The following is a 25,935-nucleotide window of genomic DNA, read 5'->3' on the forward strand; positions in this document are numbered from 1 at the left end:
TTTTCATTCAACAGACAGTATAGGCAGTGACTAAGTCAGTGCTGGTTTTCCGCTGTGGAATTTAAAATCAGAGTCATCAGAAGTAATTAGATCAGCCTCAACTCGTCCAAAATGAGCAACACGCTCAGAAATATCATCTTTAGAAATTTGTTGAGCAAGTGCTAAGTAATCTTGGTAGTGCCTAGCTTCTGAACGTAAAAGAGAAATATAAAACTTTTCGATATCTTCATCTAAATGAGGGGCAAGTTTAGCAAAGCGTTCACACGAACGAGCTTCAATATAAGCCCCCACAATCAGCTTATCGACTAGTGTTTGAGGCTCATGTGTTTTCACATGTGAAAGCATTCCTTTAGCATAACGGCTCGCAGGGATGCTCTCGTAAGGAATATCTCTTGCCGTCATTATTTCAAGAACTTGGTAGAAGTGATGCAATTCTTCTTTGATGAGTAGAACCATTTTATCGATTAAATCTTGGCTATATGGCGCGCCAGATTTAGCCATAATTGCTTTCGAAATATTACTTTTACCTTTTAATGTTTCAAGGCTACCTATTTTTCGATAAGCAAATTCTTCGTAGGGCTTGAACCACTCTAACAGTGTTGCTGCGCTGTCTTTATCAACTGCATATTTACGAATCAAGTACATAGCAGACTGACCTGCTTTTAATTCGCACAGAAGATGATCCAGAAGGATTACCTTCAAATTCACGGGCTTTTTAGCCTCATCGACCCATTCATCAGGAGTTTCACATTGAAGGAAAGATTTAATAGGTTCTAGGAGTTTTTGAGTCGCGTCATTAGTCATAGTTAATACTTACACTGAGATATTTCACTGCGTGGAGTGAATAAAAAAGGCCACCACAGGTGACCTTAATAAAGGGGGGGGAGACTTAGCCGAAATTTACCACTTTTTCTTCTGGCCAAAAAGAGCATCCATATCTTCATCTCGCTCTTTTGATTCAATTTGTTGAAGTTGTTCAGCATTCTTATCAACACGTTTTTGGTCAAGATCGTTGAGCATGTTTTGCAGCTTCTCACGAGCTTGATTTGAATACGTATCATTTTTTGAGTTTAGAGCGTCAATACCCTTACGAAGCAATTGTAAAGCCGTGCCGGGCTGACCTCGAGCAATCGAGTCGTTTGCTCGCTTGATTACATTTTCAATGTTGATACGTATTTGTATGGTCTCAAGTCGTGCATTTTCTGTTACATAGGCTTGGGTATCAAAACGACCTTTATTATGTTCATTACGAACTGTATCACGAAGCCTCTTGACCAGTTTTAGCATCATGATTGCTTGCTTATCGCTACTTGGCACCTTAAAAGTTGTGCTTTCGCCGCCTTGGTAGTTTTCTTTAAGCTGTGTAATTTGTTGTTTTACACTTTCAATTCGCTGAGCTAGCTGCTTATTTTTTGGGTCTAACTGATACATGTTTTCCAGAGCATCAAGAATCCGCGTATTTAAACATACGAGAAGGTCTTGGCTAAAAGGCATGTGATGAGCATTACCAATGAGCTCTTCGGTTCCATCAATAATGGTTAGATAGCGAGAAGATTCCTGCTTCTTAGCTGTTTCAACCTTCACTTTGTATTGAAGCATGATGTTATAGCCTAATACTAAGACCAAAAGAATGGCTACTAAGGCGATAATTAAACCAATATTCATATATTTGTGTCTGCTTATTGTTTTTATAGCTAGTCGTAAAGGATACACGATCCTGTTGTGTATCTGCACTGAGAAATTGCAATTATTGATTATTCCTTCTAACAAGGCATTTGATAATCAAAAAATGCAACTATTAGTTAATAATGAGCTATAGCCTGCAAATTGTCAGTTATCCTTTGTTTATTAATTTATCAACAGTCGTATAAAAGTGCTTTTTCCCTATCATTTTATGGGATTAGGCGTTATAACTAATAATTATATTAGACGTGCTTAAATAGCTCTATTTTTAGATAAGCTAGCACTAAATAGTAAAGGATTACGAGGTTAAAAATGAAGTTACAGCAGCTGAAGTACATTGTTGAAGTCGTTAATCATAACTTGAATGTTTCTGCCACCGCGGAAAGTTTATACACATCTCAACCTGGTATTAGTAAGCAGGTTAGGCTTTTAGAGGACGAACTTGGAATTCAAATCTTCGAGCGAAGTGGTAAACACCTAACTCAAGTTACTCCTGCTGGTATTGATATTATTAGAATCTCTCAAGAGATTCTGGCTCGTGTTGAAAGCATTAAAGCGGTAGCCGGCGAACATACTCACCCAGAGATGGGGACCTTGAATATTTCGACGACTCATACTCAAGCTCGTTATGCGCTTCCTGACGTAATCAAAGGTTTTACAGCTCGTTACCCGAAAGTGTCCCTGCATATGCATCAAGGCACACCAAGCCAAATGTCTGAGGCGGTGGCTAAAGGTACTGCAAACTTTGCTATTGCGACAGAAGCATTACATTTATATCAAGATGCAATCATGTTGCCTTGTTATCACTGGAATCGCTCTATAGTCGTAACTAAAGATCACCCACTTGCGCAGAAGAAATTGGTGACAATCGAAGATTTGGCTGCTTATTCTTTAGTGACTTACGTATTTGGCTTCACTGGTCGCTCAGAACTTGATACCGCGTTTAATAAAGTAGGCTTAACGCCGAGAGTGGTATTTACAGCGACAGACGCCGATGTCATAAAAACCTATGTTCGTATGGGAGTTGGAGTTGGTGTGATTGCCAGTATGGCGATTGACCAAGAACAAGATACCGATTTGGTGGCAATTGATGCTAGCCATTTGTTTGGTGCGAGCACTACAAGCATTGGTTTCAGGCGTGGTACTTTCTTACGCTCTTATATGTTTGACTTCATGGAACGCTTTGCGCCTCATTTAACTCGCCCTGTGGTAGAGCAAGCTATTTCATTAAAATCTAATGATGAAATTGAAGAGATGTTTAAAGATATTGATTTACCAATCAGATAAGTTCCAAACGAAGTAAACATGTATTAACTCTTCCTATTTAAACTTCTTCCCCCTACAATCTCGCGATATTAGGGGGAAGCATGCAATCAAAATTCACATCACTTGACACCTTTTTATCCAGTTACCAAGCATATTGGCGGCTTGATCCATTTCATTTATGTCAGGTGAACAGTCTTCCTTGGAGTAGCGCTAACCCAAGTCTAAATGGGTGGTTAAACTCGCTAGATGCTTCATCAGTCCAATCATTAAAAAGTAATCCTAATCATCTTATTGAAGAAATTGAATGTTTCATTCCTATGCTTGAGGTGATTAAACATTTATGTGTTTTACCCGAACTTCAATTGAATGGTTTAGAACTTCCAAAGGGCGCCGATGCTGGAATACCAGGAAGAAAGCTGACTCAGATCTTAGCAATGGGTGAAGCGGCTTTGCATGCTCATGAAGGGTCTGAATGGTTAGAGTGGTGTGCGGGAAAAGGCTTTTTAGGTCGAATTTTGTCTTCTCAATCTCAACAAAAAGTAACCAGCTTTGAGTGGCAGAATAGTTTATGCATAAGTGGGCAAGCTGAAGCGGACAAACAAGGGCTAAATATGCAGTTTGTTCAAGGTGATGCGTTTTCTCATACTTCAGATCATGTATTTAATTCATGTCAACATGCTGTGGCATTGCATGCGTGTGGGGATCTACATGTAGGGCTACTAAAGAAGGTTACTCAGCATGCTTTACCAGCAGTGAGTATTTCACCATGCTGCTATCATCTTATTCAGTCAGAACATTATATTCCTCTCTCAGAGCGAGCAAAACAATCTGAGCTCGAATTATCTAAAAGTGATCTAAGGATCCCTTTACAAGAGACAGTGACTGGTGGAGAAAGAGTGAAGCGCCACCGTCAACTTGAAATGACGTTTAGGCTTGGGTTATGCCAATTGTTGAAAACAGAGGTTGGCATCAAACAATATATTCCCATTCCGAGTATTAAAAAGTCACAATTGGCTGAAGGTTTTAAAGCTTTTTGCCAATGGGCGGCTGCTGAGAAAGAAATCACATTACCAACGCACATTAATTTTGGACATTACCAACAGCTAGGGGAAGCCTTGTTTTGGGAAATGGAAAAATTGAGCTTAGTTCAGCAAGTGTTTAGAAGACCTCTTGAATTATGGTTAGCCTTGGATCGAGGAATGTATTTACAAGAACAAGGCTACCAAGTATCTATTAGCCAGTTTTGTAATAAAACGGTGACGCCAAGAAATATTTTGATTCACGCTCGTAAGTAACCGAGTTGAAAACCTGCAAAAAGAAAGAGCCAGTAGGATAACCTTACTGGCTCTTTTGTAACATTCATCGCATTATCAGCTAAAATTCCACGCCAATAATGAATGTTGTTTGTGTTGTACTATTAGCTGAACATTGCAATTGCTTCAGCTGGATCAACGTATTCTAAATCGAAGCTTTCAGCTACTTCTTTGCACGTTACTTTACCGTGAATAACGTTTAGACCTTCTAGGAAACCTTTATCAGCGAGTAGCGCTTCGCGGTAGCCTTTATTCGCTAACTTAACAATGTAAGGAAGTGTTGCATTATTAAGAGCAAAAGTAGAGGTACGAGCAACAGCACCAGGCATGTTTGCTACACAGTAGTGAACTACGTCATCAACGATGTAAGTTGGATCTGCGTGAGTCGTTGCGTGTGAAGTTTCGAAACAACCACCTTGGTCGATAGCAACGTCAACCACAGCTGAACCTGGCTTCATCTTAGCGATGTGATCTTTTGTAACAAGTTTAGGAGCGGCTGCACCTGGGATTAGTACTGCACCAATCACTAGGTCTGCTTCTAGAACATGCTTCTCAATAGCATCTTCTGTAGAATAAACCACTTTTGCGCGACCTTGGAATTCTTCATCTAAACGACGAAGAGTATCAAGGTTACGATCGAGGATTGTAACGTCAGCACGAAGGCCAACCGCCATGCGCGCTGCATTAGCACCCACAACACCGCCACCAACAACTACCACTTTTGCAGGGGCAACACCAGGGACGCCGCCTAGCAGTAAGCCACAGCCACCGTTAGATTTTTCTAAAGTTTGCGCACCTGCTTGAATAGACATGCGACCAGCAACTTCAGACATTGGCGCTAATAGTGGCAAGCGACCCATATTATCTGTTACAGTCTCATATGCTACGCAGACAGCTTTGCTCTTGATCAGCTCTTCCGTTTGTGGAAAATCTGGTGCAAGGTGTAAATAAGTAAATAATATTTGCCCTTCGCGAAGCATAGCTCGCTCGACAGCTTGAGGTTCTTTAACCTTTACAATCATCTCTGCTTTCGCAAAAACGTCAGCAGCAGTAGGAAGAATGGATGCGCCTACAGCGATGTAATCATCGTCTGAAAAACCGATTCCTGAACCGGCATTGGTTTCGACAAACACTTGGTGGCCTTGTGAGATTAGTTCTCTCACACTAGCTGGAATCATACCGACACGATATTCGTGGTTCTTGATTTCTTTAGGTACGCCAATGATCATCCTGAATCCTCTTTTAATTATGGTTGTATTATCTATGTGTAGGGTAATTCTGTCGAATTAATATCTAGTATAGATATGTTTAGATAAAATTTTGTACTGAATATTAAAAAGTTGTAGTATATTTTTTTGCAAGGAAGTAATAAGGTGGAATAAAAAATGGCAGACAATTATAAGAAGCCGTCCAAGGAACTAGATCGTATTGACCGCAACATTCTTAATGAGTTGCAAAAAGACGGTCGCATTTCAAACGTTGAACTTTCAAAACGTGTAGGTCTATCTCCTACACCATGTCTTGAACGTGTTCGTCGTTTGGAGCGTCAAGGGTACATTACGGGCTATACAGCATTGCTGAATCCGCAATACCTTGATGCATCACTTTTAGTGTTTGTAGAGATCACATTAAACCGTGGTGCTCCAGATGTATTTGAACAATTTAACACTGCAGTACAAAAACTGGATGACATCCAAGAGTGTCATTTAGTGTCGGGTGACTTCGATTACCTTCTGAAAACGCGCGTATCAGACATGGGTGCCTATCGTAAACTACTAGGGGATACGCTATTGCGTCTTCCTGGTGTAAACGACACTCGCACTTACGTTGTGATGGAAGAAGTGAAGCAAACGAACCAGCTGGTGATTAAAACTCGTTAGTCCCAATTGAAGAAGTGAAAGAAAGCGGACTTAGTTTCCGCTTTCTTGCTTTCTGCAATTGGGTTTTTTTGTATGATATGGTTAAATAAACAGTGTTTTAGTTGAGTGGAAAGGTTCGTTTCATTTATAGAGTAGATGTAAGTTTTCTGTATCAATGCTGACTATCTGTACATATGTGATTATCAGTCAGTAAACCAGAGCCTTTTTCAAGATCGATTATTCAAAGCTTGTTAATGAAAGCAAGTGGATTACATTCAATATTTAATTCTCAGTCAGAAGTTGGTTTATGTTCAAAGAGAGTAACAATAAAGTCGAAACCATCATTAAAACGAGTGAAGAGCCTCAGTCTCCTCGGTTAGATGGTACTCAGCGTTTAAAAGAGTGCAGCTTTATTATAGGTGTGCTTTTTTCTATTTTATTGGCTGTATCATTATTCACGTTTAATCCTGCCGATCCTTCTTGGTCACAAACCGCATGGGGTGGTGACATTCAAAATGCTGGTGGGTATGTTGGCGCTTGGCTGGCGGATACTCTTTTCTTTACTTTCGGCTCTCTCGCTTACCCTTTGCCTATTTTAGTGACAATCGCAGCTTGGGTTTTATTCCGTAATCGAAATGAAGATGAACCTCTAGACTTTATGCTTTGGGGCACAAGGTTACTTGGTCTCACTATACTCATTTTAACCAGTTGTGGGCTGGCAGATATTAATTTTGATGATATCTGGTACTTCTCATCTGGCGGGGTCGTCGGGGATGTGCTTTCCAGCTTAGCTTTACCCACGCTTAACGTGTTAGGTAGCACATTAGTGTTACTATTTTTGTGGGGCGCGGGTTTCACGTTATTAACAGGTATCTCGTGGCTGAGTATTGTTGAGTGCTTAGGCGAAGGCGTCATTAACTTGTTCTCAATGATAGCGAATAAAATTCGAGGCAATAGCGAAGAAGTGCTAGAACCTCAATTGCGCGAAGCAGAAGCTGAGGTACCTCATGAAGATAGACAAAATGAATTAAAAGAAAACATGGCAGAGCCAATGTTCATCGACCCTGATACTTCATATAGCAAGGATGAGCTTGGTGATCAGAGCTTTAAGGCTGAAGAACCGGCTGATGATAGCTTCTATCACGAAGAGCCTGTATCTGAGAAGCGCCAATATAATATACATATGCCATCTGAAGCATCAGAGCCTATTGTGCGTCCTAAAGCTAGTCAATCTCAACCTAAAGCAGAGCAATCTCAAGCCATTCAATCAATTTATTCAGCTTCGCCAGAAGCGCATACGGTTCAAGAGTTTGTTGCGGATACAGAATCACTTCAACAAGATCGATCAAAGCAGTTGAATGCAACAATAGAAGAATTAGAACATGCTGCGATATATGAAGACGATTTAGCCGAACAAAGCCACCTTGAAGCTCAAGCCTCACAAGATGCCTACCAAGAATACGTACAAGACGTTGCTATAGGTGGGAGTGCTGGAACTGAATTCAGCACAGAAGATAATACCGACCATTTCAGTTCAAACGGTAATGGCCTCTCAGATCCGGATCTCCAGCAAGGTATTGAACAGGAAGAGTATGTATCTCCGTTTGAGCCTGCTATTTCTGAACAAGGATTAGAACAAGTAACTAATCAAATAGAGCCAGGGCAACAGTACGTAGAACCAACTATTTCCACTCTTGAGCCCGTTGAAAGTGACGCTATTGATCAGGTCCAATATACAAAAGAAGCCACTATGGCTTCTGAATCATTCAGTTATGATGATGAGCTTTTAGCTGATGATGTTAAGGAACAAGGTGATCATGCTGAAGTGCCACCTTCTAATAGTTTAGAAGGGGTAGACTTACCATGGGAAGAGGTCACTGCGGATGATCAGCAAGTAAGCAATTTAGATCAGAATGTAGATGTAGATGTAGATGAAGATGTGGCTGCATTTCAAAATATTGTGTCAGAAGCACAAGCAAACATGGCAGCAACGCAAAACCCATTTTTAGTACAAAAAGATGTGAACCTACCTAAGCCTGCTGAGCCGCTTCCGACATTAGAACTTTTGTTCCATCCAGAAAAGCGAGAAACCTTTATAGACCGAGATGCATTGGAAGCTATCGCTCGTTTAGTGGAATCAAAATTAGCAGATTATAAAATCAAAGCCGATGTGGTTGATATTTTCCCTGGACCAGTGATTACGCGTTTTGAACTCGATTTAGCGCCTGGTGTAAAAGTTAGCCGAATTTCAGGTCTTTCAATGGACTTAGCCCGTTCGTTGTCAGCTTTGGCTGTTCGTGTTGTAGAAGTGATCCCAGGGAAGCCTTATGTAGGTCTGGAATTACCGAATATGAGTCGTCAAACGGTCTTCTTTTCAGACGTTGTAGGCAGCCCAGCCTTCCAAGAAGCCACATCTCCAACAACCGTTGTTTTAGGGCAAGATATTGCTGGTGAAGCGGTTATTGCGGATCTTTCAAAAATGCCACATGTCCTTGTGGCAGGTACAACGGGTTCTGGTAAGTCTGTTGGCGTTAATGTCATGATTCTCAGCATGTTATATAAAGCTTCACCTGAAGAAGTTCGCTTTATAATGATCGACCCAAAAATGCTAGAGCTTTCGATTTATGAGGGTATTCCGCACTTACTATCTGAAGTTGTAACGGATATGAAAGATGCATCAAACGCTTTACGTTGGTGTGTAGGCGAAATGGAACGTCGCTATAAGCTCATGTCTGCTCTTGGCGTACGTAATATAAAAGGCTACAACGATAAACTAAAAATGGCCGCAGAAGCTGGGCATCCAATACATGATCCTCTTTGGAAAGAAGGGGATAGCATGGATACTGAAGCGCCATTACTAGAAAAACTACCTTATATAGTCGTTGTCGTTGATGAGTTTGCGGACTTAATCATGGTGGTGGGTAAAAAGGTTGAAGAGTTGATTGCTCGATTAGCACAGAAAGCTCGTGCTGCTGGTGTGCACCTTATTCTTGCAACTCAACGTCCATCGGTTGACGTTATTACCGGTCTAATTAAAGCAAATATTCCTACTCGTGTTGCTTTCACAGTATCAACTAAAACGGACTCACGAACCATTCTTGACCAAGGTGGCGCAGAGTCGCTACTTGGCATGGGTGATATGTTGTACTTACCGCCGGGTTCAAGCCATACCACTCGTGTACACGGTGCGTTTGCGTCTGATGATGATGTACATGCCGTAGTAAATAATTGGAAAGCAAGAGGTAAACCAAATTATATTGATGAAATTACCAATGGCGACCAAACTCCAGAAACATTACTTCCAGGTGAAAAAATGGAAAGTGATGAAGATGTTGATCCATTGTTTGACCAAGTGGTAGAGCATGTCGTGCATTCACGCCGAGGCTCAGTATCAGGCGTTCAGCGCAGATTTAAAATCGGTTACAACAGAGCGGCTCGAATTGTTGAGCAGCTAGAAGCACAGGGAATAGTGAGTACTCCAGGGCATAATGGTAACCGTGAAGTATTGGCTCCGGTTCCCCCTAAAGATTAATAATTTGACAGAAAAATAATAAGTTAACGAGGAACTCGTGTTATCAAGGTCGGTCAAAATCCAAGTGGTAGTGACCTATCATCATTAACTTATTGTCTATAGGAACATTAATGAAAAAAATATTCGCACTTTTATTTATGAGCTTTTCAGTTTTCGCCTCTCCAAAAGAAGAGCTCAATAGCCGACTTGCATTAAATGATGGTTTCAGTGCCGATTTTAAACAAACAGTAACCAGCCCTGACGGGGATATTGTCATGGAAGGGGAAGGGACGGTTGAGATTGCAAGACCAAGCTTATTCCGCTGGGAAACCACGCTCCCTGATGAAAATCTTTTAGTTTCTGATGGTCAAAGCCTATGGTATTACAGCCCGTTCATTGAGCAGGTCAGTATTTATTGGCAAGAACAAGCAACGGCTCAAACTCCTTTTGTTTTGTTAACGCGTAATAAGCCAAGTGATTGGGATAACTATAACGTTGTACAGAAAAATGACGTGTTTACATTAACGCCAACTGCCGTTGACTCTAATCAGGGTGATTTTCTTATTCACATTACCGATCAAGGTATTGTGAAAGGTTTTGATGTTATAGAACAAGATGGTCAAAAAGGTCAGTTTGTTTTTAATAATGTCACTTTAGATACACCAAAAACAGACCGTTTTACCTTCGAAGCACCTGACGGCGTCGAAATCGATGACCAACGAAACTAATAGTTGGGGTTGTTGAGAACATTCACTATTTAAGAGACTACCAGTGAGTAATTACAGCTTAGATTTTGCAGGGGACGAAGATTTTCGTCCCCTTGCTGCTCGTATGAGACCAGAAACCGTCGAGCAATACATTGGTCAACAACACATATTAGGTGTGGGTAAACCATTACGCCGTGCATTAGAGGCGGGGAATCTTCACTCGATGATCCTTTGGGGACCGCCGGGAACTGGTAAAACGACCCTTGCTGAAGTTGCTGCTAATTATGCAAATGCAGAAGTTGAGCGAGTGTCTGCCGTTACATCTGGTGTGAAAGATATCCGTATTGCGATAGAAAAAGCGCGAGAAAATAAACAGGCAGGCAGAAGAACAATTCTGTTCGTAGATGAAGTCCATCGTTTTAATAAAAGCCAGCAAGATGCTTTTCTTCCTCATATTGAAGATGGCACAGTGACATTTATCGGAGCGACCACAGAAAACCCTTCTTTTGAGTTAAACAACGCTTTGTTGTCGCGCGCGCGTGTCTACAAACTGACTTCTCTTAATACAGATGATATCTCCCTCGTCATTCGCCAAGCTATCGAAGATAAACAGCGTGGACTTGGTGATGTGTCGGCTGATTTTGCTGATAACGTCTTAGATCGCCTTGCTGAATTGGTCAACGGTGATGCTCGTATGGCGCTCAACTATCTTGAGTTGCTTTATGACATGGCTGAAGACAACGATAAAGGTGAGAAAGCGATAACGCTACAGTTATTGGCAGAAGTCGCTGGCGAAAAGGTTGCTCGCTTCGATAACAAAGGTGACATTTGGTACGATTTGATTTCAGCCGTCCATAAATCAATCCGCGGATCTAACCCTGATGCTGCTCTTTACTGGTCTGCTCGAATGATAGCTGCTGGCTGTGACCCTCTTTATATCGTAAGACGTTTGCTTGCCATTGCATCTGAAGATATTGGCAACGCTGATCCAAGAGCTATGCAAGTCGCCATGTCTGCGTGGGATTGTTTTACTCGTATCGGTCCTGCAGAAGGGGAAAGAGCGATTGCCCAGGCTGTCGTGTATTTAGCGTGCGCACCGAAAAGTAATGCAGTGTATACCGCTTGGAAACAAGCACTTTCCGACGCTCATAATCTACCTGAATATGAAGTTCCTCATCATTTGCGTAATGCACCAACAAGTTTGATGAAGGACATGGGATATGGGCAAGAATATCGTTATGCTCACGATGAGCCTGGGGCTTATGCCGCTGGAGAAAAGTACTTACCGCCTGAGATGGGGTCAACGCAGTACTATTTTCCAACAAAACGGGGCTTAGAAGGGAAAATCGGCGAGAAGTTAGATTACCTTTCGGATTTAGACGTAAAAAGCCAACAAAAGCGCTATGAAAACTAGGCTTTTTTGGATATCGTTACATCTACATTATCTTCAGATTAAATTGCCATAAATTGATTGTTTTACAACCATTTTAGGCGGTTTAGTAGTAATTCAGTGGTTAACTCGCTGAATATTCAAATAACTAAAGCATGGGATTAGCAATGCTGGACTCTAAATTACTTCGAACTGAGCTGGATGAAACAGCCGCAAAATTAGCACGTCGTGGTTACACTCTTGACGTAGAGACTATTCGTGAACTTGAAGAAAAGCGTAAATCGCTTCAAGTAAAAACTGAAGAGCTGCAAGCTTTACGTAACTCCCGTTCGAAGTCCATTGGTCAAGCGAAAGCGAAAGGCGAACATGAAGAAGCTGCGCGTATCCTTGCTGAGGTCGGTAACTTAGGTGCAGAGCTTGATGAAGCAAAAGTTTCTTTAGCTGAACTTCAAACTAAGCTTGATGAAATCACATCAGCAGTACCTAACTTACCTGATGATTCAGTACCTAACGGTGCAAATGAAGATGAGAACGTTGAAATTTCTCGTTGGGGTGAGCCAAAAGCTTACGACTTCGAAGTTAAAGATCACGTTGATCTAGGTGAAATGTCTGGTGGTCTGGATTTCGCAAGTGCTGTGAAAATTTCAGGCTCACGCTTCATCGTAATGAAAGGTAAGTTCGCTCGCCTGCACCGTGCCATTGCACAATTCATGCTTGATCTTCATACGGATGAGCACGGTTACACAGAGATGTATGTTCCTTACCTTGTAAACTCTGATAGCTTATTTGGTACAGGTCAATTACCGAAATTTGGTGAAGACTTATTCCACACTAGCCCTCTGACTGAGCAAGTGAGCGACGTTCCTCTAAAAACATTGTCACTTATTCCTACGGCTGAAGTGCCTGTAACGAATATGCTGCGTGATACTATTAGCGAAGAAACTGATCTTCCTATTAAGATGACTGCTCATACTCCGTGTTTCCGCTCTGAAGCGGGTTCTTACGGTCGTGATACTCGTGGTCTTATCCGTATGCACCAGTTCGATAAAGTGGAACTAGTACAAATTACTAAGCCAGAAGATTCAATGGCTGCACTTGAAGAACTAACAGGTCACGCTGAGAAAGTTCTTCAACTTCTAGAGCTACCTTACCGTAAAGTGATTTTATGTACTGGTGACATGGGCTTCGGTTCTGCGAAAACTTACGATTTAGAAGTATGGGTTCCAGCACAAGAGACTTACCGTGAAATTTCTTCTTGCTCAAACATGTGGGATTTCCAAGCGCGTCGTATGCAAGCTCGTTTCCGTCGTAAAGGCGAGAAGAAACCTGAACTTGTACACACACTAAACGGTTCTGGTCTTGCTGTTGGTCGTACAATGGTAGCTATTCTTGAAAACAACCAAGAAGCTGACGGTCGTATCGCGGTACCAGCTGTTCTTCAGAAATACATGGGCGGTGAAACGCACATCGGTTAATTCTCACGTCCTACGTGTAAATTGACTTAAAAGCCCGGCTAAATGCTGGGCTTTTTTATATCTATTGACTGTCCCGTCCTGAAATATGTTTATACATTGAGGACTAATGATGACCTTAATAAGTTAGCATGTCTGACTGATATACTGGCTTTAGTTTGATGTATTAAAGCTTAACTACTCGCATCATATATTTTGAAAACACTCTGGTGCTTGAAGCGCTGTATCGATGGCATTAACGAGAGCTTGGATGTCTTCTGCTTTAGAGATGAAAGGAGGCATCATATAGATCAACTTGCCAAATGGGCGTATCCACACACCTTGTTCAACAAAATGAGCTTGGATGGTTTCCATATCAACAGGCTTGTGGGTTTCAACAACACCGATAGCGCCCAACCAGCGAACGTCTTTGACAAGATCGTGTTTTCTCAAAGTCGGTAATAGCTCAGAAAAAATTTTCTCGATTTGTTTAGTTTGATCTTGCCAATGACCATCTTCGATTATGGATAAACTTGCAGCACCTACCGCGCATGCTAGTGGGTTACCCATAAAGGTTGGTCCGTGCATAAAGCATCCTGCTTCACCTCCACACACTGTGTCAGCGACTTCTTTGCTAGCAAGCGTGGCAGAAAGGGTCATGTAGCCGCCAGTGAGTGCTTTACCTAAACATAGAATATCAGGTTGAATTTCAGCATGTTCACAAGCGAACAGTTTGCCTGTGCGACCAAACCCAGTCGCAATTTCATCCAGAATAAGCAACACGTCAAATTCATCACACAATAAGCGGACTTGTTTTAGAAATTCAGGATGATAAATACGCATACCGCCAGCACCTTGAACGATAGGCTCTAAGATTACTGCTGCAATTTCCCCATGGTGTGATGTCAGTTTTTCTCGAAAGCTATCAATGTCATTAGGGTTCCATTCATCCCAAAAGCCAGTTTTTGGCGAATCAGCGAAGATATGCTCAGGCAAGAAGCCTTTATACAGGCTGTGCATTGAATTATCAGGATCTGTTACCGACATCGCAGCAAAAGTGTCGCCGTGGTAGCCGTCACGCAAGGTCAAAAACTTAGATCTTGGCGTTCCTTTCGCATGCCAATACTGAAGTGCCATTTTTAAGCTCACTTCAACGGCAACAGAACCAGAGTCTGCAAGAAAGACGTGCTCTAAGTTATCAGGAGCTAACGAAAGTAGCTTTTTGCATAAATCAATAGCTGGTTGGTGGGTGATACCTCCAAACATAACATGAGACATCTTATCAATTTGGCTATGAGCAGCTTCATTCAATACTGGGTGATTGTATCCATGAATGGTTGACCACCAAGACGACATGCCATCAATTATTCGTTTTCCCCCCTCTAATTCTAGGTAAACCCCATCAGCATTGGTGATTGGATAGCAGGTCAGAGGTGTGAGAGTCGATGTGTACGGATGCCAGATATGCTGGCGATCAAAGGCGAGATCCATAGTGTCTTCCATAATTTATATGGTTAATATATAACCATATGTAAACTTTTAATATTCTCATTATGTTGACAGTCTAATGGTTGTAGGTAGACTAGCCAAGTATAAATGCAGGCCACAAGTATGAGAGCTTGTAATACTAAATAAAGATAAGGATCGACACGTGGAAGTTCGTCATAACTGGACAGTATCTGAAGTAACAGCTCTTTTAGATAAACCGTTCATGGATTTAATGTTTGAAGCTCAATTAGTACACCGAAAGTACCAAGAGCTTAACCACGTGCAAGTCAGTACCTTGCTATCGATTAAAACAGGTGCTTGCCCTGAAGATTGTAAATACTGCCCGCAAAGTGCGCACTATCGTACTGATGTGGATAAAGAACGTTTAATGGAAGTTGAGCGTGTTTTGGATGCGGCGCAAAAAGCTAAAAAAGCTGGTTCAACTCGCTTCTGTATGGGCGCAGCTTGGAAAAACCCGAAAGAACGTGATATGCCACACCTAACTGACATGATCAAAGGTGTGAAAGACATGGGTTTAGAAACTTGTATGACGCTAGGTATGTTGACACCAGAGCAAGCCGGTGAATTATCTAATGCTGGTCTGGATTACTACAACCATAACCTTGATACGTCTCCTGAGTTTTACGGCAGCATTATTACTACTCGCACTTACCAAGACCGTTTAGATACGCTTTCTCACGTACGTGATGCGGGTATGAAGATTTGTTCTGGCGGTATTATCGGTATGGGCGAAAGTACCAATGACCGTGCAGGGCTACTTGTTGAACTGGCAAACTTACCAGTACACCCTGAAAGTGTGCCAATCAATATGTTAGTGAAAGTAAAAGGCACGCCAATGGAAAACGTTGATGATGTTGAATCTTTCGATTTCGTTAAACTTATTGCTATTGCTCGTATCATGATGCCTATGTCTGCGGTTCGTTTATCTGCAGGTCGTGAAAACATGAATGAACAGATGCAAGCAATGTGCTTCATGGCTGGTGCGAACTCAATCTTCTATGGCTGCAAGCTACTGACTACTCCAAACCCAGATGAAGATACAGATATGCAGTTGTTCAAAAAACTGGGTATCAACAGCCAAGAAGTGGCTCAAAAGCCAGATGAAATTCAAGAAAATGAACTGTTAGATCAAGTGGTGGAGCGCGTAGCTGCTCGTCCAGCAAAAGATGACATGTTCTACGATGCCACTGTTTAAATCTCGCATTAAAGAAGCCCTTGTTCGTCGTCGTGAGCAAGGGTTAAGTCGTCAACTTAAAGTACTCGAAAATAGTAATGGTCCTTTGCTTCGTAGCGAAGGCTCAGATTTTATTAATTTTTCGAGCAATGATTATTTGGGTTTAGCGAATGACCCAGAATTGGTTGATGCATGGCAAACAGGGTTATCTCAGTATGGCGCTGGCAGTGCTGCATCACCACTAGTTTCTGGTTTTAGTCCTGCTCATCTAAATTTGGAAGCTCAGCTCTGCGAGTGGCTCGGCTTTGAGCGTGCCATTCTATTTAGCTCTGGTTTCAGTGCTAACCAAGCTTTGTTGTTCTCTCTTCTCGAGAAAGACGATTTTCTGCTGCAAGACAAACTCAACCATGCTTCTTTGATGGAAGCGGGTATGCTTTCCCCTGCAACAATGAAACGCTTTAAGCACAATGATACACAGCATCTAGAGTCGCTGTTGAACCGAACTCCTCAATCGCTAGTTGTGACTGAAGGTGTGTTTAGCATGGATGGGGATCAAGCATCTCTTAGCCAGATATCTAACCTTACTAATCGATACGACAGTTGGCTCGCCATTGATGATGCCCATGGCATCGGTGTGCTGGGTGAAAAAGGGGCGGGGAGCTGTAACGTAGCACAAATAACGCCCGACATTCTGGTCGTGACTTTTGGCAAGGCGTTCGGTCTTTCTGGTGCCGCTATTCTGTGTTCGGCAGAGTTGGGTGATTACTTAACTCAGTTTGCTCGACACCATGTTTATTCAACAGCAATGCCGCCTTCGCAAGCTGTGGCTCTGTCTTACGCTTGCCAAATGATTCAAACGCAAGAGTGGCGTCGTGAGAAACTCTTGGAGCTTGGTGCTATTTATTCAGAACAGATGAATGGTGTTGAAGGGTTTATCGATACTCAGACCCCCATTAAACCTTTTTTGGTTGGCGAAGCCAAAACGGCGTTATCTATTGCAGAAGAGTTAAAGCGTGATCAAGTGTGGGTCACCGCGATAAGACCACCAACGGTGCCGGCTGAAACTGCTCGTTTACGTATTACGCTAACGGCAAGCCATACTCAAAAACAAGTTCTTCAGTTAACAAGCTCGTTGCTTCAAGCTATCGAACGAAACATCGAATCAAGCTTTGAATCAAAGATCGAAACAAACAATAAGGCTCAGTAAATGTCACAAGAAGCAGTAGTGAATGATTACATAGGCCAAGATAAGAGTGCGATTGCTGAAGCTTTTGGCAAAGCAGCAACCACTTATGATAAACATGCTGAGTTTCAGCGCGATGTCGGTCATCGACTACTAGACAAATTACCTAATGATTTGTCTGGGCTTAAAGTACTCGATCTAGGTTGTGGTACTGGATACTTTTCTGCTCAATTATTATCGAGGGGAGCGGATGTAGTATGTGCAGACCTTTCTCAAGAGATGCTAAACCAGTCGAAGCTAAGGTGTGGTGGCCAGGTTTCACTTTATCAGAAAGCAGATGCTGAACAACTTCCTTTCGAAAACCATAGTTTTGATATTGTCTTTTCAAGCTTAGCATTACAGTGGTGTGATGATTTATCTGTGCCTTTACGCGAGATAAAACGAGTGACGAAGCGTGGAGGAAGCGTTTTATTTTCCACTTTGCTAGATGGCTCACTGTTTGAGTTGCAAAAATCGTGGAATAAAATTGACACACATCAACACGTTAATAACTTTATTTCTGAGAATCAGGTAAAAATTGCGTTAGCGCAATCTAGGTGTGGGGCTCATCAACTAGACTTGCCCTCTATCACAGTTTGGTACGACACTGCATTAGAGTTGATGCGAGACCTTAAGGGAATCGGGGCTACTCATGTAAGTGGTCGCTCACACGGTTTAACAAGTCGCAGAATGTTGCAACTTGTCGAGAAAGAATATCGAGAGTTTCAAAGCCATCAAGGTTTCTTACCAGCAACATATCAAGTTTGTTTAGGGGTTATTAAATTATGATTGATGCATTATTTATTGCAGGTACGGATACCGAAGTGGGAAAAACAGTTGTATCTAAAGCAATTCTTCAAGCTTTAGCTGCAAAAGAATTATCAACAATTGGCTATAAGCCAGTTGCAGCAGGATGTGAAGAATATCCTGAGGGTTTACGTAATAGTGATGCTTTGCATTTACAAGAAGCGGCTACACAAGATATTGCCTATGAAGATGTAAATCCTTATGCGTTACTTCTGCCTTCTTCTCCTCACATTGCTGCGAAGCACGATGGTGTGGTAATCGAAGAAAGTGTGTTAAGTGATAAATTGGCTGAGCATAAGGAAAACTCCGACATCGTATTAGTTGAAGGTGCTGGTGGATGGCGCGTGCCAATTTCAGATGACGAGTATTTGTCTAAATGGGTCAAAGCAGAAAAACTACCAGTGGTTCTAACGGTTGGGATTAAACTTGGCTGTCTTAGCCATGCTTTATTAACCGCAGAAGCTATTCGTGCTGATGGGCTGCAATTAGTTGGTTGGGTAGCAAACCGAATCAATCCAGGGACAGAGCATTATGCGGATATTATTGCGATGCTTGAAGACAAGCTAGGTGCGCCGAAATTAGGTGAAATCCCTTACGTACCAAAAGCGAAGTCAAAGAACATCGGTAAGTATATTGACGTTTCACCATTACTAGCTTTGTAGGCTAATGCTGAAAACATAAATAACAAAAGGGCTGCGATTGCAGCCCTTTTGTTGTTTTATATATGTGACTATCTGTCTTGCGTTAAACCCATTAGTGCTTGTTGAGTTTCAGAAATCTGTATTTGGATATCCTGTGTAGGTTGAACGCCAATCTGCTTTTTTGCTTCTTCTTCAGATATACCTAAATGGCAGCACAATAAATCTATTGCCATTTGGAAGCTATTCCCTTCAGCCATGATCTTTCCTTTTATTACATGGACAAGCCAATCATTAACATGGCTGCTACTCTAGACTGATTGTTTTATCATCGCCATACTACTTAGGTCTAATAGACAAAAGTTAATGGAATGTAGTCTCGTAATCAAATGTTGCAATTTAATGCTTAACCTTGTTTTCTAAATCTTAGACTATATGTATAAGTAATAAATATTCGAGAGTGTTACCAATTGGTAGTCTTCTTGTTATAACGATAAGTTTTAATAAAAAACAGCTTTCATGCGGAGAAAAGTAATGAAGCGAGTAATGTTGTTCCTTGCAACCAACCTAGCGGTTGTATTGGTACTAAGTATTGTATTGAATATTGTTTATGCTGTAACGGGGATGCAGCCAGGTAGCCTATCTGGGCTATTGGTGATGGCTGCTGTATTTGGTTTTGGTGGTTCGTTCATTTCATTGTTAATGTCAAAGAAAATGGCGTTACGTTCAGTTGGAGGCTCGGTTATTGAGAGCCCTCGAAATGAAACAGAACATTGGCTGATGGAAACGGTAAGTCGTCAAGCAGGGCAAGTTGGTATTGGTATGCCGACAGTCGCGATTTATGACTCTCCAGACATTAATGCATTCGCAACAGGTGCTAAACGTGATGATTCACTTGTCGCAGTATCTACGGGGCTACTGCATAACATGACTCGTGATGAAGCTGAAGCTGTTCTAGCGCATGAAGTTAGTCATATCGCTAACGGCGACATGATTACGATGACATTGATGCAAGGTGTTGTGAATACATTCGTTATTTTCTTGTCTCGCTTTATTGCGAATATTGTAGCGTCGAATGATGACGAGGAAGAAGGTGGCAGTAACATGATGGTCTACTTTGGTGTGTCTATCGCTCTTGAACTAGTATTTGGCTTCCTAGCGAGCTTTATCACTATGTGGTACAGCCGTCATCGTGAATTTTACGCAGATGCTGGCGCAGCTCAATTAGTGGGTAAAGAGAAAATGATTGCTGCGTTAGAGCGTTTAAAGGTCAGCCATGAACCACAACTAGAAGGCTCTATGATGGCGTTTGGTATCAACGGTAAGAAATCTCTTAGTGAGCTACTAATGAGCCACCCACCGCTAGATAAGCGTATTGAGTCTCTACGTAACATGTAATTGCTATGTAACATGTGATTACTAAGTAATTCGCAGTCGCTAGGCGACAATATCTAACTGAAAGGCTTCCTTCTGGAGGCCTTTTTTGATCTAGGCGTCAAAAAACAATTATTTAAGGGGTGCGTGTTTTGGTTACAGCGAGCTACGCAATTAAATAGATTGAGGAGAATAGGTAAATTAGGAAAAAGCACCTTGTCTTCTGTAATCAGAGAGTGCTTTTTATACGGTTTGTTCAGTGCAACAAAAAGGCTTCCATATAGGAAGCCTTTGTAAAAATATTATTCGTAAATCGAATCTTACAGCTTGTCAGTTAGCTCGATTGCTTGACCGATGTAGTTAGCTGGTGTCATCTCTTTTAAACGAACTTTCTCGTCTTCAGGGATCTCTAGACCATCGATAAATGCACGCATGCCTTCGCCATCTACACGTTTACCACGAGTTAGCTCTTTTAGCTTCTCGTATGGCTTCTCGATGCCGTAACGACGCATTACTGTTTGTACTGGTTCAGCCAATACTTCCCAGTTCTTATCTAGCTCAGCAAGTAGCGCAGCACGGTTAACTTCAAGCTTGCTAATACCTTTCAGAGTCGAAGTATATGCAATGATTGCGTAGCCAACACCCACACCTAGGTTACGAAGAACCGTAGAGTCAGTAAGGTCACGCTGCCAGCGAGAAACTGGAAGTTTTTGTGCAAGGTGGCTGAACATAGCATTCGCTAGACCAAGGTTGCCTTCAGAGTTTTCGAAGTCAATTGGGTTAACTTTATGCGGCATGGTAGAAGAGCCGATTTCGCCAGCAATAGTCTTCTGCTTGAAGTGACCAAGAGCGATGTAGCCCCAAACGTCACGGTCGAAGTCAAGAAGGATAGTGTTGAAACGTGCAATTGCGTCAAAAAGCTCAGCGATGTAATCGTGAGGTTCGATTTGAGTTGTGTATGGGTTCCAAGTTACGCCAAGAGATTCAGTGATGAACTCTTCGCTAAATTGGTGCCAATCAACTTCAGGATAAGCCGATAGGTGAGCATTGTAGTTACCTACTGCACCGTTGATTTTCGCTAGAATCTCAACGCTTTCGATTTGCTTGTATTGACGCTCCATACGGTACGCAACGTTCGCCATTTCTTTACCCATAGTAGATGGAGAAGCTGGCTGACCGTGTGTACGAGAAAGAAGAGGAATATCTCGGTATTCTGAAGCAAGTGCTTTAATCGCATCAATAACGTTGCGAATCTCAGGAAGAATAACAGTATCGCGAGCTTCTTTAAGCATAAGAGCGTGCGAAGTGTTGTTGATATCTTCTGAAGTACAAGCGAAGTGAATGAATTCATTGATCGCGTGAAGTTCAGGAACGTCTGCTACTTTCTCTTTTAGAAAGTATTCCACTGCTTTTACATCGTGGTTTGTTGTGCGTTCAATTTCCTTGATACGCATTGCGTCTTCTTCGCTGAAGTTAGCAGCGATGTTATCTAAGAATTGGTTCGCTTCTGCGCTTAGAGTAGCCACTTCCGCAATCGATTGCGTTTCGGCTAATTTTTGAAGCCAGCGAACTTCAACAACAGTACGGTACTTTAGTAAGCCGTACTCACTAAAAATACTGCGTAGAGAAATTGTTTTACTTCCGTAGCGACCGTCTACAGGTGACACAGCAGTTAATGCTGACAATTCCATGTGAATCTCCTAGATATTTAAATAAGTTAGGGGGAAATAAAGAAGCTCGCAATAAAGCGAGCTAAAATTAAATTCTTGCTAAAAGGATCTGAGCTTGCTCGATCATTTTCTTACGACCAAAAATAAGATGGCGACGTTTTCCGCCAACTTGGCGCCAAAGTACCGCACTTCGGATACCCGAAAGGAGCAAAGCTCTTACCTTGTGTTGGCTAGCAGTCTGTTGTAACACTGAAGGTGTTCCAGAAACTTGAATTCGAGGACCAATAGGGCTGACAACGTCTAAATAGATACTTGCAAGGTTGCTTAGCATTTGGTCATCAAATAAGTCAAAATGCTCAACTTGGCGCTCAACCATTTGAATGCGATCACCCAGTTGAGACATTGCATCATTCCGGCCTGCAAGTTTACGCTCTAGCGCCATTAAACTAATAATATAACGAGTAATGTCACTACCAGCAGGAGTACTATCAATCCCTTTTACTAGGCATTCTAAGCCTAGTTTTAGGTTCGCTTCACGACCAAATACACCCACAGTGTTTACTGGGTTGATATTTAAAATCGCATTGAGAGAGGCTTCGAAGGCATCGTTATCACAGTGACCGTCTTTCGCAACTTGTTGAACTAATGCCACAGCTTGGCAAATTCCAGCAAAAGCAATGGTACGATCATAAAGTGTATTAGCCACGTAGTAACTCCTTGTTGAATTATTGTATTAGATGCGTTTTTCGATGATACCGCCACCAAGGCAAACTTCACCTTGGTAAAAGACTGCAGATTGACCTGGCGTCACTGCAATCTGAGGCTCATCAAAAATGACTTTAATATTCTCATCATCAATAGGGATGATTGTACAAGGAATATCAGTTTGGCGGTAACGTGTTTTTACCGTGCACTTCATAACATCGGTAATTGCAGTGCGGTTCACCCAATGTAATTGCGAAGCAATTAACCCTTCAGATTTAAGAAGAGGGTGATCTTTACCTTGAACGGCAATTAAAACATTACGTTTTAAATCTTTTTCGCCAACAAACCATGGATCTTCATTACCGCCGCCACCTTTAGTGCCGCCAATATGTAAACCTTTACGTTGGCCAAGAGTGTGGTACATAAGACCTTGGTGTTGGCCAATAACTAGACCTTCAGGTGTTTCAATATTACCTGGCTGAGCAGGTAGGTACTTACCTAAAAATTCAGTAAACTTACGCTCACCGATAAAGCAGATACCCGTTGAATCTTTTTTCTTAGCCGTGATCAAATCTTGCTCTTCAGCAATACGTCGAACTTCAGGCTTCTCTAGTTCACCAACAGGGAATAAGCTACGAGCAACTTGATCAGAACTTAATGTATATAAGAAGTAGCTTTGGTCTTTGTTGCTATCAAGACCACGTAGCATTTCTGGTTTTACCCCAGCGTCTAGCTGTTCTTGAGTTGGGAAAGTACGACGAACGTAATGACCCATTGCAATGTAATCTGCGTCTAATACTTCATCTGCAAACTCTAAGAATGCTTTAAATTTGATTTCTTTATTGCAAAGGATATCAGGGTTAGGCGTACGACCTGCTTTGTATTCTTCTAAGAAGTATTCGAATACATTATCCCAATATTCTGCAGCAAAGTTGATTGTATGCAGGTGAATACCTAACTTGTCACATACCGCTTGAGCATCAGCAAGATCTTCAGCTGCTGTGCAGTATTCTTCGTTATCGTCTTCTTCCCAGTTTTTCATGAAAAGGCCTTCTACCTGATAGCCTTGTTGCTGAAGAAGATACGCCGATACTGACGAATCTACACCGCCGGACATACCGACAATTACTTTCTTTTCGCTGTTTCCAGAGCTGATATCTGACATGTCTAAACACCGTTACAATTACTTGGTCGCAGATTCTAACAGAAAGAGAAACGACGTGACAGATCCGAGACCAGAATCACAGTTTCAATTGCGCAAATAGTACGCTGACTTTCTTGAAGAATCCCATGAGGCGAGGTGACTCGCTAGGATGTCAGAAGTATATGTGGCATAGTCGCACGAAATCCAAGACCTGAGATGAAAAAATGTCTGAACAAAATGAATTTATACAAGAAGAGCAGTTAATTGAAATTATTGAGAATCAATTAGAAGACGGTCAGCCAGTTAAAGTAAAAGAAACATTGATGCGATTAATGATGACTGGGACACCGCGTGAAGATGCAATTGCTGCAATGGCGTGTGCAGTTGCGATTGAAGTGTTTGACGTAATGAAAAATGGTGCAGAGTTTAACCAAAAACGCTATGCCGAGCATTTAGGAATGCTTCCAGACTTAAGCTTTATGGAAGGCGAATAAAAAAAACACCAAGCAAACGTTTGCTATAATTTCAAATATTGCCGCGTTAAATATAGCGCGGTAAAATCCGCCACCTATTTCCCCCTTGACTTAGACTGACCCTATGAAATTTCCTGGACAACGTAAATCAAAGCATTATTTTCCTGTTCACGCTCGCGATCCGCTAGTTAGCCAAGCACATGAAAGTAAGAAAATGTCTCGTACGCATATTATTGGTATTGACCAAACTTTGGTTGATATTGAAGCGAAGGTAAGTACTGACCTTATTGAAAAGTATGGTCTAAGCAAAGGGCATTCTCTTGTTATTGACGACAAGTCAGCTGAAGCATTATACCAAGAGCTTAAAGATAGCTGCTTAATTACCAATGAATACGCGGGTGGAACAATTGGTAACACCTTGCATAACTACTCTGTATTAGCGGACGATCGTTCTACTTTGTTAGGTGTAATGAGCCAAGATATTAAAATTGGCAGTTATGGCTACCGTTACCTATGTAACACATCAAGCAGAATGGACCTGAATCATTTACAAGGGGTGGATGGTGCCATTGGTCGTTGTTTCGCTTTAATCACAGAAGATGGTGAACGTACTTTTGCAATCAGCGAAGGTCAAATGAATCAACTTAAACCAGAAACTATTCCAGAAAAAATATTTAAGAATGCATCTGCTTTAGTATTAACTGCATATTTAGTTCGTTGTAAACCAGGTGATCCAATGCCTGAAGCTACAATGCAAGCCATTGAGTACGCGAAAAAATATGATGTGCCTGTGGTACTGACCTTAGGCACTAAATTTGTTATTCAAGATGACCCTGAATTTTGGAAAGACTTCCTAGAGCAACATGTTAGTGTCGTCGCGATGAATGAAGATGAAGCTGAAGCATTAACAGGTGAAAGTGATCCTCTTGCTGCATCAGATAAAGCATTGGATCTGGTTGATTTAGTTTTATGTACTGCGGGTCCTGTAGGCTTATTTATGGCGGGTTACACTGAAGATTCAGCAAAGCGTGAAACTTCTTTGCCTTTATTGCCTGGTTCTATTGCTGAGTTTAACCGTTATGAATTTAGTCGACCAGCCCATAAGGATTCATGCTTAAACCCAATTAAAGTTTATTCGCATATTGCACCTTATATGGGCGGTCCTGAGAAAATTAAAAATACTAATGGTGCGGGTGATGCTGCATTATCTGCATTGCTTCATGATATGGCTGCGAATAAGTACCATAAATCTAACGTACCTAATTCAAGCAAGCATCAGCATTCATATTTAACTTATTCATCATTCTCACAAGTTTGTAAATATTCAAACCGTGCAAGCTATGAAGTATTAGTTCAACATTCACCTCGTTTATCTCGAGGTTTGCCTGAACGTGAAGACAGTTTGGAAGAAGCATACTGGGAAAGGTAGAGTATATATTCTAAATGTAACTGTTGAATATAAATGAGAAAACAAAAAAGGCTCCTACTAGGAGCCTTTTTACTAACTAATCAATTAAGAATTAATTAGATAGTGAAATCTTCAAGAGACTTACCAGAGTTAAGCAAGTCTTGGATAGCTGAAGGAGTACGACCTTGACCCGTCCAAGTCTTCTCTTCACCGTTTGTATCTACATACTTATATTTTGCAGGACGTGGTGCACGCTTTGCTTTCGGGCTTTTAGATTTCGTTTCACCAGAAAGTGCTGCAATTAGATCTGCTACATCAATACCGTCTTTTGCAATTTGTTCTGCAATCGCTGTTAATTTTGCTTCTTGCTCAGCTTTTGCTGCACGCTCTTCAGCTTCAGATTCTTGACGCTCTTGAACTACAATCGTTAGTTTATCTAGTGCTTCTTCTAATTGCTCAAGAGTTAATTCACGAGAGAATGCACGAAGGCTACGAATATTTAATAGAGTTTTAGTTAATTCTGACATGATATTTCCCATCAAGATGATTTTATTTAACTACCTAATAATAAACAGTGGTTTAAAATAAAACAAATAGTATTTCATTTAATAAGCTGTCTCTTATACACATC

23 protein-coding genes are annotated in these 25,935 nt (G+C 41.5%); 14 read left to right on the forward strand and 9 right to left on the reverse strand.

Features of this window, described 5'->3' with window-relative positions; all coding sequences use genetic code 11:
- Positions 1 to 30 precede the first annotated feature (30 nt).
- Both F0226_RS08080 and F0226_RS08085 read right to left on the reverse strand, forming a co-directional pair.
- The gene (locus F0226_RS08080; protein ID WP_171735168.1) at positions 31 to 804 is read right to left on the reverse strand and encodes a tRNA isopentenyl-2-thiomethyl-A-37 hydroxylase MiaE; all 774 of its coding nucleotides are present in this window, start codon (positions 802 to 804) and stop codon (positions 31 to 33) included.
- A gap of 96 nt (positions 805 to 900) precedes the next feature.
- Complete coding sequence (locus F0226_RS08085; RefSeq protein ID WP_171735169.1) at positions 901 to 1,665, reverse strand: DNA repair protein; 765 nt, start codon at positions 1,663 to 1,665, stop codon at positions 901 to 903.
- A gap of 330 nt (positions 1,666 to 1,995) precedes the next feature.
- On the opposite strand from F0226_RS08085, the gene cysB reads away from it, so the two are divergent.
- Together cysB and F0226_RS08095 are read left to right on the forward strand one after the other, a co-directional pair.
- Entirely contained in the window at positions 1,996 to 2,970 is a 975-nt protein-coding gene (gene cysB, locus F0226_RS08090; RefSeq protein WP_171735170.1) for an HTH-type transcriptional regulator CysB, read from the forward strand.
- Between the two features lie 80 nt (positions 2,971 to 3,050).
- On the forward strand, positions 3,051 to 4,244 hold the full coding sequence (locus tag F0226_RS08095; RefSeq protein ID WP_171735171.1) for a methyltransferase: 1,194 nt from the start codon (positions 3,051 to 3,053) through the stop codon (positions 4,242 to 4,244).
- 122 nt (positions 4,245 to 4,366) lie between these two features.
- On the opposite strand, the gene ald is transcribed toward F0226_RS08095, so the two are convergent.
- The gene (gene ald, locus F0226_RS08100) at positions 4,367 to 5,491 is read right to left on the reverse strand and encodes an alanine dehydrogenase (protein ID WP_137372962.1); all 1,125 of its coding nucleotides are present in this window, start codon (positions 5,489 to 5,491) and stop codon (positions 4,367 to 4,369) included.
- A gap of 156 nt (positions 5,492 to 5,647) precedes the next feature.
- On the opposite strand from ald, the gene lrp reads away from it, so the two are divergent.
- From lrp to serS, 5 genes are all read left to right on the forward strand, one after another.
- Positions 5,648 to 6,142, forward strand: coding sequence for a leucine-responsive transcriptional regulator Lrp (lrp, locus tag F0226_RS08105; protein WP_004734558.1), 495 nt, complete (start codon positions 5,648 to 5,650; stop codon positions 6,140 to 6,142).
- Positions 6,143 to 6,428: 286 nt separating this feature from the next.
- Positions 6,429 to 9,653 (forward strand): DNA translocase FtsK 4TM domain-containing protein, encoded by a 3,225-nt coding sequence (locus tag F0226_RS08110; protein ID WP_171735172.1) that lies wholly within the window; start codon positions 6,429 to 6,431, stop codon positions 9,651 to 9,653.
- 110 nt (positions 9,654 to 9,763) lie between these two features.
- Entirely contained in the window at positions 9,764 to 10,360 is a 597-nt protein-coding gene (gene lolA / locus F0226_RS08115) for an outer membrane lipoprotein chaperone LolA (protein ID WP_171735173.1), read from the forward strand.
- 43 nt (positions 10,361 to 10,403) lie between these two features.
- Complete coding sequence (locus tag F0226_RS08120; RefSeq protein WP_171735174.1) at positions 10,404 to 11,753, forward strand: AAA family ATPase; 1,350 nt, start codon at positions 10,404 to 10,406, stop codon at positions 11,751 to 11,753.
- A 143-nt stretch (positions 11,754 to 11,896) separates the two neighbouring features.
- Positions 11,897 to 13,204, forward strand: a complete 1,308-nt coding sequence (gene serS, locus F0226_RS08125) for a serine--tRNA ligase (RefSeq protein ID WP_137372966.1) — start codon at positions 11,897 to 11,899, stop codon at positions 13,202 to 13,204.
- 183 nt (positions 13,205 to 13,387) lie between these two features.
- Here the strand turns inward: serS and bioA are convergent, their stop codons facing one another.
- Positions 13,388 to 14,671 (reverse strand): adenosylmethionine--8-amino-7-oxononanoate transaminase, encoded by a 1,284-nt coding sequence (bioA, locus tag F0226_RS08130; RefSeq protein WP_171735175.1) that lies wholly within the window; start codon positions 14,669 to 14,671, stop codon positions 13,388 to 13,390.
- A gap of 160 nt (positions 14,672 to 14,831) precedes the next feature.
- Here bioA and bioB point away from each other — a divergent pair, with 160 nt between their 5' ends.
- The 4 genes from bioB to bioD are packed head-to-tail and all read left to right on the forward strand — an operon-like array spanning position 14,832 to position 18,554.
- Entirely contained in the window at positions 14,832 to 15,884 is a 1,053-nt protein-coding gene (gene bioB / locus F0226_RS08135) for a biotin synthase BioB (RefSeq protein ID WP_171735176.1), read from the forward strand.
- The gene (bioF, locus tag F0226_RS08140) at positions 15,871 to 17,070 is read left to right on the forward strand and encodes an 8-amino-7-oxononanoate synthase (RefSeq protein WP_171735177.1); all 1,200 of its coding nucleotides are present in this window, start codon (positions 15,871 to 15,873) and stop codon (positions 17,068 to 17,070) included. The genes bioB and bioF overlap by 14 nt, the downstream gene beginning before the upstream one ends.
- Positions 17,071 to 17,874: a malonyl-ACP O-methyltransferase BioC gene (gene bioC, locus F0226_RS08145; protein ID WP_171735178.1), complete on the forward strand. Its 804-nt coding sequence runs from the start codon at positions 17,071 to 17,073 to the stop codon at positions 17,872 to 17,874. It abuts the gene before it with no gap.
- Positions 17,871 to 18,554, forward strand: coding sequence for a dethiobiotin synthase (gene bioD, locus F0226_RS08150; RefSeq protein ID WP_171735179.1), 684 nt, complete (start codon positions 17,871 to 17,873; stop codon positions 18,552 to 18,554). The genes bioC and bioD overlap by 4 nt, the downstream gene beginning before the upstream one ends.
- Positions 18,555 to 18,622: 68 nt before the next feature.
- Here the strand turns inward: bioD and F0226_RS08155 are convergent, their stop codons facing one another.
- The gene (locus F0226_RS08155) at positions 18,623 to 18,790 is read right to left on the reverse strand and encodes a hypothetical protein (RefSeq protein ID WP_171735180.1); all 168 of its coding nucleotides are present in this window, start codon (positions 18,788 to 18,790) and stop codon (positions 18,623 to 18,625) included.
- Between the two features lie 274 nt (positions 18,791 to 19,064).
- Here F0226_RS08155 and htpX point away from each other — a divergent pair, with 274 nt between their 5' ends.
- A complete protein-coding gene (gene htpX / locus F0226_RS08160) occupies positions 19,065 to 19,928 on the forward strand; it encodes a protease HtpX (RefSeq protein WP_137372973.1) in 864 nt (287 codons plus the stop codon).
- A gap of 296 nt (positions 19,929 to 20,224) precedes the next feature.
- Here htpX and purB read toward each other — a convergent pair whose 3' ends face one another.
- The 3 genes from purB to mnmA all read right to left on the reverse strand — a co-directional run bounded on the left by purB (position 20,225) and on the right by mnmA (position 23,444).
- Positions 20,225 to 21,595, reverse strand: coding sequence for an adenylosuccinate lyase (gene purB, locus F0226_RS08165; RefSeq protein WP_171735181.1), 1,371 nt, complete (start codon positions 21,593 to 21,595; stop codon positions 20,225 to 20,227).
- A 67-nt stretch (positions 21,596 to 21,662) separates the two neighbouring features.
- Entirely contained in the window at positions 21,663 to 22,280 is a 618-nt protein-coding gene (gene hflD / locus F0226_RS08170) for a high frequency lysogenization protein HflD (RefSeq protein ID WP_171735182.1), read from the reverse strand.
- Between the two features lie 27 nt (positions 22,281 to 22,307).
- Entirely contained in the window at positions 22,308 to 23,444 is a 1,137-nt protein-coding gene (gene mnmA, locus F0226_RS08175; RefSeq protein WP_171735183.1) for a tRNA 2-thiouridine(34) synthase MnmA, read from the reverse strand.
- 203 nt (positions 23,445 to 23,647) lie between these two features.
- Between mnmA and F0226_RS08180 the strand changes: the two genes are divergently transcribed.
- Both F0226_RS08180 and F0226_RS08185 read left to right on the forward strand, forming a co-directional pair.
- Entirely contained in the window at positions 23,648 to 23,917 is a 270-nt protein-coding gene (locus F0226_RS08180; RefSeq protein ID WP_171735184.1) for a hypothetical protein, read from the forward strand.
- 103 nt (positions 23,918 to 24,020) lie between these two features.
- Positions 24,021 to 25,325 carry an inosine/guanosine kinase gene (locus F0226_RS08185; protein WP_171735185.1) on the forward strand — a complete coding sequence of 435 codons (1,305 nt, stop codon included), beginning with the start codon at positions 24,021 to 24,023 and terminating at the stop codon, positions 25,323 to 25,325.
- 95 nt (positions 25,326 to 25,420) lie between these two features.
- Here the strand turns inward: F0226_RS08185 and F0226_RS08190 are convergent, their stop codons facing one another.
- A complete protein-coding gene (locus F0226_RS08190; protein WP_171735186.1) occupies positions 25,421 to 25,831 on the reverse strand; it encodes an H-NS family nucleoid-associated regulatory protein in 411 nt (136 codons plus the stop codon).
- Between the last annotated feature and the right edge of the window lie 104 nt (positions 25,832 to 25,935).

This window comes from Vibrio sp. 99-70-13A1, from assembly GCF_013114625.1.
Taxonomy (GTDB): domain Bacteria; phylum Pseudomonadota; class Gammaproteobacteria; order Enterobacterales; family Vibrionaceae; genus Vibrio.

Coding starts and splice junctions, on each gene's coding strand:
- F0226_RS08080 (WP_171735168.1), bottom strand. CDS start 804: ATGACTAATGACGCGACTCAAAAACTCCTAGAACCTATTAAATCTTTC.
- F0226_RS08085 (WP_171735169.1), bottom strand. CDS start 1,665: ATGAATATTGGTTTAATTATCGCCTTAGTAGCCATTCTTTTGGTCTTA.
- cysB (WP_171735170.1), top strand. CDS start 1,996: ATGAAGTTACAGCAGCTGAAGTACATTGTTGAAGTCGTTAATCATAAC.
- F0226_RS08095 (WP_171735171.1), top strand. CDS start 3,051: ATGCAATCAAAATTCACATCACTTGACACCTTTTTATCCAGTTACCAA.
- ald (WP_137372962.1), bottom strand. CDS start 5,491: ATGATCATTGGCGTACCTAAAGAAATCAAGAACCACGAATATCGTGTC.
- lrp (WP_004734558.1), top strand. CDS start 5,648: ATGGCAGACAATTATAAGAAGCCGTCCAAGGAACTAGATCGTATTGAC.
- F0226_RS08110 (WP_171735172.1), top strand. CDS start 6,429: ATGTTCAAAGAGAGTAACAATAAAGTCGAAACCATCATTAAAACGAGT.
- lolA (WP_171735173.1), top strand. CDS start 9,764: ATGAAAAAAATATTCGCACTTTTATTTATGAGCTTTTCAGTTTTCGCC.
- serS (WP_137372966.1), top strand. CDS start 11,897: ATGCTGGACTCTAAATTACTTCGAACTGAGCTGGATGAAACAGCCGCA.
- bioA (WP_171735175.1), bottom strand. CDS start 14,671: ATGGATCTCGCCTTTGATCGCCAGCATATCTGGCATCCGTACACATCG.
- bioF (WP_171735177.1), top strand. CDS start 15,871: ATGCCACTGTTTAAATCTCGCATTAAAGAAGCCCTTGTTCGTCGTCGT.
- bioC (WP_171735178.1), top strand. CDS start 17,071: ATGTCACAAGAAGCAGTAGTGAATGATTACATAGGCCAAGATAAGAGT.
- bioD (WP_171735179.1), top strand. CDS start 17,871: ATGATTGATGCATTATTTATTGCAGGTACGGATACCGAAGTGGGAAAA.
- F0226_RS08155 (WP_171735180.1), bottom strand. CDS start 18,790: ATGGCTGAAGGGAATAGCTTCCAAATGGCAATAGATTTATTGTGCTGC.
- htpX (WP_137372973.1), top strand. CDS start 19,065: ATGAAGCGAGTAATGTTGTTCCTTGCAACCAACCTAGCGGTTGTATTG.
- purB (WP_171735181.1), bottom strand. CDS start 21,595: ATGGAATTGTCAGCATTAACTGCTGTGTCACCTGTAGACGGTCGCTAC.
- mnmA (WP_171735183.1), bottom strand. CDS start 23,444: ATGTCAGATATCAGCTCTGGAAACAGCGAAAAGAAAGTAATTGTCGGT.
- F0226_RS08180 (WP_171735184.1), top strand. CDS start 23,648: ATGTCTGAACAAAATGAATTTATACAAGAAGAGCAGTTAATTGAAATT.
- F0226_RS08185 (WP_171735185.1), top strand. CDS start 24,021: ATGAAATTTCCTGGACAACGTAAATCAAAGCATTATTTTCCTGTTCAC.
- F0226_RS08190 (WP_171735186.1), bottom strand. CDS start 25,831: ATGTCAGAATTAACTAAAACTCTATTAAATATTCGTAGCCTTCGTGCA.